General features: G+C 71.0%; 12 protein-coding genes. 5 read left to right on the forward strand and 7 right to left on the reverse strand.

What is annotated here, in order from left to right; translation table 11 throughout:
• Nucleotides 1–5: 5 nt before the first annotated feature.
• From E4U91_RS08635 to E4U91_RS08650, 4 genes are read right to left on the reverse strand one after another with little or no spacing between them, the layout of a single operon-like run.
• Nucleotides 6–341 carry a non-heme iron oxygenase ferredoxin subunit gene (locus E4U91_RS08635; protein ID WP_067232211.1) on the reverse strand — a complete coding sequence of 112 codons (336 nt, stop codon included), beginning with the start codon at nt 339–341 and terminating at the stop codon, nt 6–8.
• Nucleotides 338–1525 carry a Fe-S cluster assembly protein SufD gene (sufD, locus tag E4U91_RS08640; RefSeq protein WP_137306295.1) on the reverse strand — a complete coding sequence of 396 codons (1188 nt, stop codon included), beginning with the start codon at nt 1523–1525 and terminating at the stop codon, nt 338–340. Before sufD ends, E4U91_RS08635 begins: the two co-directional genes overlap by 4 nt.
• 56 nt (nt 1526–1581) lie before the next feature.
• A complete protein-coding gene (sufB, locus tag E4U91_RS08645) occupies nt 1582–3003 on the reverse strand; it encodes a Fe-S cluster assembly protein SufB (RefSeq protein ID WP_137306296.1) in 1422 nt (473 codons plus the stop codon).
• The gene (locus E4U91_RS08650; protein WP_137306297.1) at nt 3000–3752 is read right to left on the reverse strand and encodes a helix-turn-helix transcriptional regulator; all 753 of its coding nucleotides are present in this window, start codon (nt 3750–3752) and stop codon (nt 3000–3002) included. The genes sufB and E4U91_RS08650 overlap by 4 nt, the downstream gene beginning before the upstream one ends.
• A 267-nt stretch (nt 3753–4019) precedes the next feature.
• Here E4U91_RS08650 and E4U91_RS08655 point away from each other — a divergent pair, with 267 nt between their 5' ends.
• The 3 genes from E4U91_RS08655 to E4U91_RS08665 are packed head-to-tail and all read left to right on the forward strand — an operon-like array spanning nt 4020 to nt 6768.
• On the forward strand, nt 4020–4943 hold the full coding sequence (locus E4U91_RS08655; RefSeq protein WP_137306298.1) for an ABC transporter ATP-binding protein: 924 nt from the start codon (nt 4020–4022) through the stop codon (nt 4941–4943).
• Nucleotides 4940–5710, forward strand: a complete 771-nt coding sequence (locus E4U91_RS08660; RefSeq protein WP_137306299.1) for an ABC transporter permease — start codon at nt 4940–4942, stop codon at nt 5708–5710. The genes E4U91_RS08655 and E4U91_RS08660 overlap by 4 nt, the downstream gene beginning before the upstream one ends.
• 47 nt (nt 5711–5757) lie before the next feature.
• Complete coding sequence (locus E4U91_RS08665; RefSeq protein ID WP_137306300.1) at nt 5758–6768, forward strand: COX15/CtaA family protein; 1011 nt, start codon at nt 5758–5760, stop codon at nt 6766–6768.
• A 48-nt stretch (nt 6769–6816) separates the two neighbouring features.
• Here the strand turns inward: E4U91_RS08665 and E4U91_RS08670 are convergent, their stop codons facing one another.
• The 3 genes from E4U91_RS08670 to E4U91_RS08680 form a co-directional block, all read right to left on the reverse strand.
• Nucleotides 6817–7920 (reverse strand): amidohydrolase family protein, encoded by a 1104-nt coding sequence (locus tag E4U91_RS08670; RefSeq protein WP_137306301.1) that lies wholly within the window; start codon nt 7918–7920, stop codon nt 6817–6819.
• A 72-nt stretch (nt 7921–7992) separates the two neighbouring features.
• Nucleotides 7993–8313: a hypothetical protein gene (locus E4U91_RS08675; protein ID WP_137306302.1), complete on the reverse strand. Its 321-nt coding sequence runs from the start codon at nt 8311–8313 to the stop codon at nt 7993–7995.
• 92 nt (nt 8314–8405) lie between these two features.
• Nucleotides 8406–9359, reverse strand: coding sequence for a heme o synthase (locus E4U91_RS08680; RefSeq protein ID WP_168218251.1), 954 nt, complete (start codon nt 9357–9359; stop codon nt 8406–8408).
• Between the two features lie 347 nt (nt 9360–9706).
• On the opposite strand from E4U91_RS08680, the gene tkt reads away from it, so the two are divergent.
• On the forward strand, nt 9707–11794 hold the full coding sequence (tkt, locus tag E4U91_RS08685; protein ID WP_137306304.1) for a transketolase: 2088 nt from the start codon (nt 9707–9709) through the stop codon (nt 11792–11794).
• Between the two features lie 32 nt (nt 11795–11826).
• On the forward strand, nt 11827–12945 hold the full coding sequence (gene tal / locus E4U91_RS08690) for a transaldolase (RefSeq protein WP_137306305.1): 1119 nt from the start codon (nt 11827–11829) through the stop codon (nt 12943–12945).

Here is a 12945-nt window from a genome sequence, read left to right on the forward strand (position 1 = left end):
GTGCCTCAGGACTCCTGGGTGAGGGAGGCGTGCACGTCGACGAGGACGCTGCCCCCTTCGATCTTGACGGGGTATACGGGGACGGGGCGGGTCGCGGGGAGGCCGGACGGCTTGCCGGTGCGCAGGTCGAAGGAGGAACCGTGCAGCCAGCACTCGATCTGGCAGTCCTCCACCTCGCCCTCGGAGAGGGAGACGTTCGCGTGCGAGCAGATGTCGTGGATCGCGAACACCTCGCCCTCCGTCTTCACGACCGAGACCGGCGTGCCGTCGAGCTCCACCCGCTTCGGGGTGTCGTCCTCCAGCTCGCTCAGGTCACAGGCGCGTACGAAGGTGCTGGTCATGCGACCGACGCCTCCAGCTCCTGCTCGATCTTGGTGAGCAGGCGCTCCTCGATGTCGGTGACGCCGATCTGCTGGACCAGCTCGGCGAAGAAGCCGCGGACCACCAGGCGGCGGGCCTCGTGCTCGGGGATGCCGCGGGCCATCAGGTAGAAGAGCTGCTCGTCGTCGAAGCGGCCGGTGGCGGAGGCGTGGCCGGCGCCGACGATCTCGCCGGTCTCGATCTCCAGGTTGGGCACGGAGTCCACGCGCGCGCCGTCGGTGAGGACGAGGTTGCGGTTCATCTCGTAGGTGTCGGTGCCCTCGGCGGCGGCCTCGATCAGCACGTCGCCGATCCACACGGCGTGCGCCTGCTCGCCCTGCAGCGCGCCCTTGTAGACGACGTTCGACTTGCAGTGCGGGGTGTTGTGCGTGACCAGCAGGCGGTGCTCCTGGTGCTGCCCGGAGTCGGTGAAGTACAGGCCGAACAGCTCGGCCTCGCCGCCGGGGCCGGTGTACTCCACGCGCGGGTGCAGCCGGACCACGTCGCCGCCGAAGGTGACGACCACGGACTTGAAGGAGGCGTCCCGGCCGATCAGGGCGTTGTGCTGGGCGACGTGGACGGCCTTGTCGTCCCAGTCCTGCACGGAGACGACGGTCAGCTTGGCGCCGTCGCCCAGGAGGTAGTCGACGTTGGCGGCGAGCACCGCGTCACCGGTGTGGTCGATGACGACCACGGCCTCGGCGAACGCGCCCAGTTCGATCACCTGGTGGCCGAAGGCGGTGCCGCCCTCGCCGTGCACCGCGATGCGGATCGGCTCGGTGAGGACGGTCTCCTTCGGTACGGTCACGACCGAGGCCTTCTCGAAGGCGGAGTACGCCTGCGCGGCGACGCGGTCCGCCGGGGTGCCCGCCTTGCCGAGCCGGGCGTCGTCGCGGCCGACGGTCTCGACGGTGACGCCCTCGGGGGCGTGCACGTCGACCTTCACGCCGCCCTCGCCGGTGGCGGTCGCGGTGCCGTCGTGCAGCCCGCGCAGCCGCTCCAGCGGCGTGAACCGCCACTCCTCCTCGCGGCCGTGCGGGACCGGGAAGTCCGTCACGTCGAAGGACGGGGGCGCGCTCATGCGCGAGACGACGGTCGACTCGGCGGCGACCGCGATCGAGCCGGCGGTCGTGGAACCGACCGGGATGTTAGGGGCCTCAGCCATGGCTGTCGTAATGCTCGCTTTCTTACGGGTGGGCTTGACGGGGGTGCGGGCCGGGACTAGCCGACCGAACCCTCCATCTGCAGCTCGATCAGCCGGTTGAGCTCCAGGGCGTACTCCATGGGCAGCTCCTTGGCGATCGGCTCGACGAAGCCGCGCACGATCGTCGCCATCGCCTCGTCCTCGGACAGGCCGCGGCTCATGAGGTAGAAGAGCTGGTCCTCGGAGACCTTGGAGACGGTCGCCTCGTGGCCCATGGACACGTCGTCCTCGCGGACGTCGACGTACGGGTAGGTGTCCGACCGGGAGATGGTGTCGACGAGCAGGGCGTCGCACAGCACGTTGGACTTGGAGCCCGGGGCGCCCTCGCCGATCTCGATCAGACCGCGGTACGACGTGCGGCCGCCGCCGCGCGCCACCGACTTGGAGACGATGTTGGACGAGGTGTTCGGTGCCATGTGGACCATCTTGGCGCCGGCGTCCTGGTGCTGGCCCTCGCCCGCGAAGGCGATGGACAGGGTCTCGCCCTTGGCGTGCTCGCCCATCAGGTAGACGGCCGGGTACTTCATCGTCACCTTGGAGCCGATGTTGCCGTCGACCCACTCCATGGTGGCGCCCTCGTAGGCGACGGCGCGCTTGGTGACCAGGTTGTAGACGTTGTTCGACCAGTTCTGGATGGTCGTGTAGCGGCAGCGGGCGTTCTTCTTGACGATGATCTCGACGACCGCGGAGTGCAGCGAGTCCGACTTGTAGATCGGGGCGGTGCAGCCCTCGACGTAGTGCACGTAGGCACCCTCGTCGACGATGATCAGGGTCCGTTCGAACTGGCCCATGTTCTCCGTGTTGATGCGGAAGTAGGCCTGGAGCGGGATCTCGACGTGCACGCCCTTGGGGACGTAGATGAAGGAGCCGCCGGACCACACGGCGGTGTTCAGCGCGGCGAACTTGTTGTCACCGGCCGGGATGACGGTGCCGAAGTACTCCTTGAAGAGCTCCGGGTGCTCCTTCAGGGCGGTGTCGGTGTCGAGGAAGATGACGCCCTGCTCCTCCAGGTCCTCGCGGATCTGGTGGTAGACGACCTCCGACTCGTACTGGGCGGCGACACCGGCGACGAGGCGCTGCTTCTCGGCCTCCGGGATGCCCAGCTTGTCGTAGGTGTTCTTGATGTCCTCGGGCAGGTCCTCCCAGGACTCCGCCTGCTTCTCCGTGGAGCGCACGAAGTACTTGATGTTGTCGAAGTCGATGCCCGACAGGTCCGAGCCCCAGTTCGGCATGGGCTTCTTCTCGAAGAGCTTCAGGCCCTTCAGGCGCAGCTTCGTCATCCACTCGGGCTCGGACTTCTTCGACGAGATGTCGAGGACGACGTCCTCGCCCAGACCGCGCCTGGCGGAGGCACCGGCCACGTCGGAGTCGGCCCAGCCGTATTCGTACTTGCCCAGGCCCTCGAGTTCGGGGTGAGCAGTCTCCGTGGGGAGAGTCATGCGGGGTTCCTCCCGGCCGTGCTTGCAGATGCGTCAGTGCTTGCAGATGCGTCAGTGGAAATCTTGGGGATGAACGTCGTGCAGACGCCGTCGCCGTGCGCGATGGTCGCCAGCCGCTGGACGTGGGTCCCGAGCAGTTCGGCGAAGAACTCGGTCTCCGCCTCGCACAGCTGGGGGAACTGTTCCGCGACGTGGGCCACCGGGCAGTGGTGCTGGCACAGCTGCTCGCCCACGGGCGCGCTCCGCGCGGTAGCAGCGTACCCGTCGGCGGACAGCGCCCTGGCCAGGGCTTCGGCGCGCTTCTCGGGGGCCACGCCCTCGACCGCCCTGCGGTAGGTGCCCGCCTGGGCGGCGATCCGGGACCGGGCGAAGGCGGCGACCGCGTCCTGGCCGCCCTCCTGCTGGGCGATCCAGCGCAGCGCGTCCGCGGCGAGCTTGTCGTACGACTGGTCGAAGGCGTCGCGGCCGCAGTCGGTGAGCGCGAAGACCTTGGCCGGGCGCCCGCGCGTGCGCGTGCCGTATACGCGCTGCTCGCGTGCCTCCACGACGTCGTCGGCGACCAGGGCGTCGAGGTGGCGGCGCACGGCGGCCTGGGTCAGGCCCAGCCGGCCGGCCAGCTCGGCGACCGTCGACGGCCCGTGGTCCAGGATGGACCGCGCGACCCGGTTGCGGGTGGACCGCTCCCCGGTCGCGAGCTCCTCCTGAGGGGCCCCCGTGGGGGTCTCCCGAGCCTCGCCGACGTTTTTCACAACGCCATTGTTGCGTAATTCATCCGGCCCCGGCAAGCGGCCTCCGGATCACCCAACGGTGCCCTACGTCACTTAGGCATACCTAAGGTGACCTGCGGAAACGATCTCTGATCGATCAGCGCGGCCCTCGCGCGCAGGGCGTTGGCCTGCACGGACCGGTCCCCGGCAGGGGGCGCGGCGCCCCGCCGGGACCTCCTGGCACGTGCCGGTGGCCGGTTCCCGCACCCGGCCGTCCGGACCCCCGTGCGCGAACCTAGACTCGGGCCCATGCGAAGTGAGCCTGTCGTCCGGATCCAGGCCCTGGTGAAGCGGTACGGCACCAAGACCGCGGTGGACGGCCTCGACCTGACGGCCCGGGCGGGCGTCACCGCCGTCCTCGGCCCCAACGGCGCCGGCAAGACGACGACGATCGAGACCTGCGAGGGGTACCGCACGGCGGACTCCGGCACCGTGCGCGTGCTCGGCCTCGACCCGGTGCGGGAGGCGTCCCGGCTCCACCCGCGGATCGGCGCGATGCTCCAGTCCGGCGGGGTCTACTCCGGCGCCCGCGCCGACGAGATGCTGCGCCACACCGCGAAGCTGCACGCCCACCCGCTCGACGTGGACGCCCTGGTCGAACGGCTGGGGCTCGGCTCGTGCGGGCGCACCACCTACCGCCGGCTCTCCGGCGGCCAGCAGCAGCGCCTCGCGCTCGCCATGGCCGTGGTCGGGCGGCCCGAGCTGGTCTTCCTGGACGAGCCGACCGCCGGACTGGACCCGCAGGCCCGCCACGCCACCTGGGACCTGGTGCGCGACCTGCGCGCCGACGGCGTGTCGGTCATCCTCACCACGCACTACATGGACGAGGCCGAGCAGCTCGCCGACGACGTGGCGATCATCGACGCCGGCCGGGTCATCGCCCAGGGCTCCCCCGAGGAGCTGTGCCGCGGCGGCGCCGAGAACACCCTGCGCTTCAGCGGCCGCCCGGGGCTCGACGTCGGCTCCCTGCTCAAGGCGCTGCCGGCCGACTCCACGGCCGCCGAGCTGACCCCCGGCTCCTACCGGGTGACCGGCAAGGTCGACCCCCAGCTGCTGGCGACGGTCACCTCCTGGTGCGCCCAGCACGGCGTGATGCCCGACCGCATCTCGGTGGAACGGCACACCCTCGAAGACGTCTTCCTCGAACTGACCGGCAAGGAGCTGCGCTCGTGACCGCCACCGGCACCTACACCCCCCGGCCGGGCGCGGCGCCGCTCCCCCGCATGATCGCGGCGCAGACGGCGCTCGAGACCAGGATGCTCCTGCGAAACGGCGAGCAGCTGCTGCTGACCGTGGTGATCCCGACGCTGCTGCTGGTGCTGTTCAGCACGGTCGACGTCGTGGACACGGGCGCCGGCGAGGCGGTCGACTTCCTCACCCCGGGCATCCTGGCGCTCGCGGTGATGTCGACCGCGTTCACCGGCCAGGCCATCGCCACCGGCTTCGAGCGCCGCTACGGCGTCCTCAAGCGCCTCGCCACCTCCCCGCTGCCCCGCTGGGGCCTGATGACGGCGAAGACGGCGTCCGTGCTGGTCACCGAGGTGCTCCAGGTGGTCCTGCTGACGGCCGTCGCGTTCGCGCTCGGCTGGTCCCCGCACGGCAACCCGCTGGCCGTGCTGCTCCTGCTCGTCCTCGGCACGGCCGCCTTCTCCGGCCTCGGCCTGCTCATGGCGGGCACCCTGAAGGCGGAGGCCACGCTGGCCGCCGCCAACCTCGTCTTCCTGCTGCTGCTGGTCGGCGGCGGCGTGATCGTGCCGTTGGAGAAGTTCCCGCAGGGCGCCCAGGACGTCCTCGGCCTGCTGCCGATCTCGGCCCTCTCCGACGGCCTGCGGGACGTGCTCCAGCACGGCGCCGGGACGCCCTGGGGCGACCTGGGGATCCTGGCCGTGTGGGCGGTGGCGGGCCTCGCCGCCGCCGGGGCGTTCTTCCGCTGGGAGTAGGAGTCGTGCCGGACCCTCGTGAAAGGGTGCACAAGCGGCGGCCTACGATGGGGGGCGTGCCCAACCTGACCCGCGCCGACGCCGCAGCCGCCGTGCGCAACCCGCTCGCCTTCGTCGCCGCACGCTGGACCCCGCAGCCCCGCACGGTCCGGCGGGCGGCCCTCGCCGCCCTCGTCATGTCGGTGATCATCGTGGTCACCGGCGGCGCGGTCCGGCTCACCGGCTCCGGCCTCGGCTGCCCGACCTGGCCCAAGTGCACCGACGACTCGCTCACCACGACCGGCGCCATGGGTGTGCACGGCGTGATCGAGTTCGGCAACCGCATGCTGACCTACGTGCTGTGCGCGGCCGTCGGCTGGGCGATCGTCGCCGCGCGCTCCCAGAAGCCGTTCCGGCGCAGCCTGACCCGGCTGGGCTGGGCGCAGTTCTGGATCGTGATGGGCAACGCGGTCCTGGGCGGCATCGTCGTCCTGGTCGGCCTGAACCCCTACACGGTCGCGGCGCACTTCCTGCTGTCCTCGGCGCTCATCGCGGTCGCCACGGTGATGTGGCAGCGCACCCGGGAAGGCGACACGGCGCCGCGTCCGCTGGTCGGCAGGGCGGTGCAGCAGCTGGTGTGGTTCTTGGTGGCCGCGTCGGTGCTGCTGATCGCGGTGGGCACCGTGGTCACCGGCTCCGGGCCGCACGCGGGCGACTCCAGCGAGGTCGAGCGGATGCCGCTGGACTGGGAGACGGTCAGCAAGCTGCACGCGGTGCTGGCCTGGATCGTCGTCACGCTGACCTTCGCGCTGTGGTTCGTGCTGAAGGCCGTGGACGCGCCCCGGGAACCGCTGGCGCGCACCCGCGAGCTGTTCGTGGTGCTGCTGTGCCAGGGTGTGATCGGCTACGTCCAGTACTTCACGAAGCTGCCCGAGGCCCTGGTGGCCGCCCACATGCTCGGCTCCTCGGTGATGTGGATCTGGGTGCTGCGGGTGCTGCTGTCCCTGCGGGAGCGCCCCGGGACCACGGCCGACCTGCCGGGCCCCTCCGAGGCGGCGGCCGTCCCGACGCGCGCCTGACGCGTCCCGCAACCCACCGGGTCCAGGGTCCCCCCCGGCGCCCTCGCTTCAGAGTCCGTACACCCGGCGTGCGTTGCCCGCCGCGATCATCCCGGCGACGCGCTGCGCGTCGTCGGGCGACCACGCCCCCTCGGCCACCCAGTCGCCCAGCACCCGGGCCAGCGCCTCGCGGAACAGCTGGGCCCCGACCACGTGCAGTTCGGGCAGCCCGCCGGCCCCGCTGGAGAAGAGGATCTTCCCGAAGGGGGCCAGCTCCAGGATCTCCGCGAGGACGGTCGCGGCCCGGGCGCCGGTGCGCACCAGCGCGGCGCCCGCGTCGGCGTACACGTGCGGGAAGACACCGGCCAGGTGGGCGGCGTGGCGGTGGTAGGGGTAGCCGTGCAGCAGGACCAGGTGGGCGCCCAGGCCGGCGGTGGCCCGTACGAAGTCGGTGAGCAGGACCGGGTCGGTGCGGTCGGTGCGCGCGCCGGGCTCGCCCAGCCCCGCGTGCAGCTGCACCGGCAGCCCCGAGGCGACCGCGATCCACAGCAGGTGGCGCAGCAGCACGGGGTCGGTCAGCTCGCCGCCGACCCGGCGGTCCCCGAGCCAGCGTCCGGCGGCACCCCTGACCTCGCCGGGGCCGGGCGGTTCGGGCGCGAGCGCGAGGCCGTGCCGCACGCCCGCGACCGAGGTGAACGCCACGGCGTGCGCGGCGGCGGCGTGCACCGACTCGGCGAGGTTGGCGAGGAAGGACTCCACGGTGCCGGAGGTGTCGGCGACCTGCTCGGCGAGCAGTTCGAGCCGGACGATCTCGCGCGCCTCGCCGCCCCCGGCGCCGGCCATCTCGTCGGGCGGGGTGAGGTCGCCGGGGAGCCCCGTGTCGACCAGGTAGGTCGTGATGCCGCTGCCGCGCAGCAGCCTGCGGCCCGCCTCGAGGAACCCCAGCTCCCGGCGCCGGGCCAGGTACAGGGCGGGCGGGCAGTGGGGTTCCAGGCCGAGCAGGGGCGGGCACCAGCGCCGTACCGCGAAACCCGTCTGGGTGTCGAAGAGGGTGGTGCCGGGCGCGGGCGGTCCCTCGGTGCGGGCCAGCTGGGCCTCGAAGGTGCCGAGGCCCAGTTCGGTTCTCAGGATGCCGTGGCAGTACTGGTCCACGAGGGACGAGGGGTCGATCATCCGGGCTCCCCGTGTAGGCGCTGTCACACGTCCTAACGGGTGAACCGGGACCGGGGTACCGCCCGCCGGGGGTCAGCCGCCGAGCTGGATGCCCGCCATGCGCTTCCACTCGTACGGGCCCGTGGTCACCTTGGCCGCGAACTCGCCGTCGAAGGACTCGTGGCGGGTGATGCCGGCCTTCGCCACCGCCTGCTCGGCGATCTCGAAGGTCGGGGCCACCAGGTCACCCCAGCCGCCGTCCTCGCCGACGAGCACGATGCGGGCGCCGCGCTCCCCGACGTAGGAGACCTGGCCCTCGGCGCCGCCGTGGGCCCGGGCGAAGGTGCTGATGCGCTGGGCGAGCCGGGCGACCTTGCGCTCGGCCTTCGGGTCAACCTGCTGCGTGTCTGCCATGACCAGGATGTTACCGAGGGGTAGATCGTTCGGCGACGGCCGGGCGCAGTGACCCTTGCCTCAGGGTGACCCGGAGCGGCAGGGGAACGCGCCTAACGCAGGAAGGGGTCGACCGCGATCGCCACGAACAGCAGCGACACGTAGGTGATCGACCAGTGGAACAGGCGCATCTCCTTGAGCTTCGCGCCCGTCACCTCGGCCTTCGCGCGGTTCTGCAGCGCGTGCGCCTCCCACAGCCACCAGCCGCCCGACACGAGGGCGACCGCCGTGTAGAACCAGCCGGTGTAGCCCAGCGGGGTGAGCAGCAGCGAGACGGCGACCATGACCCAGCTGTAGAGCACGATCTGCCGGGCGACCGTCTTGTTGGAGGCGACGACCGGGAGCATCGGCACGCCCACGCGCGCGTAGTCGTCCTTGACCTTCATGGACAGCGGCCAGTAGTGCGGCGGGGTCCAGAAGAAGATGACCAGGAAGAGGATGAGCGGCGCCCAGGACAGCGAGTCCTTCACCGCCGACCAGCCGATCAGCACCGGCATGCAGCCGGCGATGCCGCCCCAGACGATGTTCTGCGCGGTACGGCGCTTGAGGATCATCGTATAGACGACGACGTAGAAGAGGAGCGCGCCGAGGGAGAGCCAGGCGCTCAGCCAGTTGACGGTGAGGCCGAACAGCAGGGTGGAGACGACGGCGAGGGAGATGCCGAAGGCGAGGCACTCGCGCGGGCTGACCATCCCGGTGACCAGGGGCCGCTGCGAGGTGCGGTCCATCAGTGCGTCGATGTCCCGGTCGATGTACATGTTCAGCGCGTTCGCGCCGCCCGCCGAGAGGTAACCCCCCAGGCAGGTGAGCAGGACCAGGCCGAGGTCGGGGACACCCTGCTGGGCCAGGAACATCACCGGCACGGTGGTGATGAGCAGCAGCTCGATGATCCGCGGCTTGGTCAGCGCCACGAACCCCTTGACCCGGGCCCCGAACGGCCGACGGCTCGGGCTCTTGCTCGCACCGAGTAGCCCCGCAGGACGGGATTCAACGGCCGTCACGCACACCCCTGACAGAGACATCCCAGCGAGCCTCCCGGGTGAACCGGCGGTAGAGGGCTCGCGCGTACCACGCCACTGTAGACGTTGCCCAGACCCGGACATTCGCGGGGGTCGGTTCGTGTTGGCGCACGCGCTCCGACGTGCGGACGACGCCACGATTGAGACGTCGGATGAGCGGCTGCGTATTCACATGTCGAGGGCGGTCGCGCCCAGGTCAGTGGGCGCGTGGGGACGACTCCCGCCACTCTGTAATGACCCGAAAGAATGCACGTCCTACGGGGGTAGGCTCAGCTACGGCCGGTGGGCGACCAGTCGCCGGTTATTCGACATGTGGAGAGGAGCCCTGACTCAGGGTGAGCACCAAGCCGACCACCACAGACCTCGAGTGGACCGAGTTGGACCAGCGGGCCGTGGACACCGCCCGCGTCCTGGCCGCCGACGCCGTACAGAAGGTCGGCAACGGCCATCCGGGTACGGCGATGAGCCTGGCGCCCGCCGCCTACACCCTCTTCCAGAAGGTGATGCGGCACGACCCGTCGGACACGGACTGGGTCGGTCGCGACCGCTTCGTGCTGTCGGCGGGCCACTCGTCCCTGACCCTCTACACGCAGCTCTACCTGGGCGGCTTCGGCCTGGAGCTGGACGACCTCGAGTCGTTCCGCACCTGGGGCTCCAAGACCCCGGGCCACCCGGAGTACGGCCACACGGTGGGCGTGGAGACGACGACCGGCCCGCTGGGCCAGGGTGTCGCCAACGCCGTCGGCATGGCGATGGCCGCCCGCTACGAGCGCGGTCTGTTCGACCCGGAGGCGGCGCAGGGCGAGTCGCCCTTCGACCACTTCATCTTCTGCATCGCCGGTGACGGCTGCCTCCAGGAGGGCATCTCCGCCGAGGCGTCCTCGCTGGCCGGCCACCAGAAGCTGGGCAACCTCGTCCTGCTGTGGGACGACAACCACATCTCGATCGAGGGCGACACCGAGACGGCCGTCTCCGAGGACACGGTCAAGCGGTACGAGGCGTACGGCTGGCACGTGCAGCGCGTCGCCCCGAAGCCGGACGGCGACCTCGACCCGCACGCGCTGTACGACGCGATCGAGGCGGCCAAGCAGGTCACCGACCGGCCGTCGTTCATCGCGATGCGTTCGATCATCGCCTGGCCCGCCCCGAACGCCCAGAACACCGAGGCCGCCCACGGCTCGGCGCTCGGCGACGAGGAGGTCGCCGCCACCAAGCGCGTCCTCGGCTTCGACCCGGAGAAGACCTTCGAGGTCGCCGACGAGGTCCTCGCGCACACCCGCAAGGCCCTGGACAAGGGCCGGGAGGCCCGCGCCGCCTGGGAGAAGTCGTACCAGCAGTGGCGGGACGACAACCCCGAGCGCGCCGCCGAGTACGACCGGATCGCGAAGGGCGAGCTGCCCACCGGCTGGGAGGAGAAGCTCCCGGTCTTCGAGCCCGGCAAGGGCGTGGCCACGCGTGCCGCGTCCGGCAAGGTGCTCCAGGCGCTCGGCGCGGTCATCCCGGAGCTGTGGGGCGGCTCGGCCGACCTGGCCGGCTCCAACAACACCACGATCGACAAGACGTCGTCGTTCCTGCCCGAGGGCAACCCGCTGCCCGAGGCGAGCCCGTACGGCCGCACCGTGCACTTCGGCATCCGTGAGCACGCCATGGCCGCGGAGCTCAACGGCATCACGCTGCACGGCAACACCCGCGCCTACGGCGGCACCTTCCTGGTGTTCTCCGACTACATGCGCAACGCCGTGCGCCTGTCGGCCCTGATGCACCTGCCGGTGACGTACGTCTGGACGCACGACTCCATCGGCCTCGGCGAGGACGGCCCGACCCACCAGCCGGTCGAGCACCTGGCCGCGCTGCGCGCGATCCCCGGTCTGAACGTGGTCCGCCCGGCGGACGCCAACGAGACCGCGATCGCCTGGCGCGAGGTCCTCAAGCGGTGGACCAAGGTGTACGGCAAGGGCGCCCCGCACGGCCTGGTCCTCACCCGGCAGGGCGTGCCCACGTACGAGCCGAACGAGGACGCGGCGCGCGGCGGTTACGTGCTGGCCGAGGCCGAGGGCGGCGAGCCGCAGGTGGTGATCGTCGCGACCGGTTCCGAGGTGCACGTGGCCGTCGAGGCGCGTGAGCAGCTCCAGGCCGACGGCGTGCCGACCCGGGTGGTGTCGATGCCGTGCGTGGAGTGGTTCGAGGAGCAGGACCAGGGGTACCGGGAATCCGTGCTCCCGCCGTCCGTGAAGGCCCGTGTCGCCGTCGAGGCCGGGATCGGTCTCACCTGGCACCGGTTCGTCGGGGACGCCGGCCGCATCGTTTCCCTGGAGCACTTCGGTGCTTCGGCGGACGGCAAGGTGCTCTTCCGCGAGTACGGCTTCACTGCCGAGAACGTGGCCGCCCAGGCCCGGGAATCCCTCGCGGCCGCCCAGCGCTGACGCTCATACACGACCGTAGGAGATGTAATTCCATGACAGACGCACTGAAGCGCCTCTCCGAGGAGGGCGTCGCGATCTGGCTGGACGACCTGTCGCGCAAGCGGATCACGTCCGGCAACCTCGCCGAGCTGATCGACCAGCAGCACGTCGTGGGCGTCACCACCAATCCGACGATCTTCCAGAAGGCGATCTCCGAGGGCGACGGCTACGACCAGCAGCTGTCCGACCTCGCCGCCCGCAAGGTCACCGTCGAAGAGGCCATCCGCATGATCACCACGGCGGACGTCCGCGACGCCGCCGACATCCTGCGCCCGGTCTTCGACGCCACCGACGGCCAGGACGGCCGGGTCTCCATCGAGGTCGACCCGCGCCTGGCCTTCAACACCAAGGCCACCGTCGCCGAGGCCAAGCAGCTGGCCTGGCTGGTGGACCGGCCCAACGCGCTCATCAAGATCCCGGCCACCGAGGCGGGTCTGCCGGCGATCGCCGAGACCATCGGCCTGGGCATCAGCGTCAACGTCACGCTGATCTTCTCGCTGGAGCGCTACCGCCGAGTGATGGACGCCTACCTCACCGGCCTGGAGAAGGCCAAGGAGCGCGGCCTGGACCTGTCGCAGATCCACTCCGTGGCGTCCTTCTTCGTCTCCCGCGTGGACACCGAGGTCGACAAGCGCCTCGACGCGCTGGGCACCGACGAGGCCAAGGCGCTGCGCGGCAAGGCCGCCCTGGCCAACGCCCGCCTGGCCTACCAGGCGTACGAGGAGGTCTTCTCCTCCGACCGCTGGCAGGCCCTGGAGAAGGCGGGCGCCAACAAGCAGCGTCCGCTGTGGGCCTCCACCGGTGTGAAGGACCCGGCCTACAAGCCGACCCTGTACGTCGACGACCTGGTCGCGCCGAACACGGTCAACACCATGCCGGAGGCCACGCTGCAGGCCACCGAGGAGCACGGCTCGATCACCGGCAACACCATCGCCGGGACGTACGAGCAGGCCCGCGCCGACCTCGACGCCCTGGAGAAGCTCGGCATCGGGTACGACGAGGTGGTGCAGCTGCTGGAGGAGGAGGGCGTCCAGAAGTTCGAGGCGTCCTGGACCGACCTGCTGAAGTCGACCGAGGCGGAGCTGGAGCGCCTCGCCCCCTCGGAGGGCTGA

The organism is Streptomyces lasalocidi (assembly GCF_005280215.1).
GTDB classification, from domain to species: Bacteria; Actinomycetota; Actinomycetes; order Streptomycetales; family Streptomycetaceae; genus Streptomyces; species Streptomyces longwoodensis.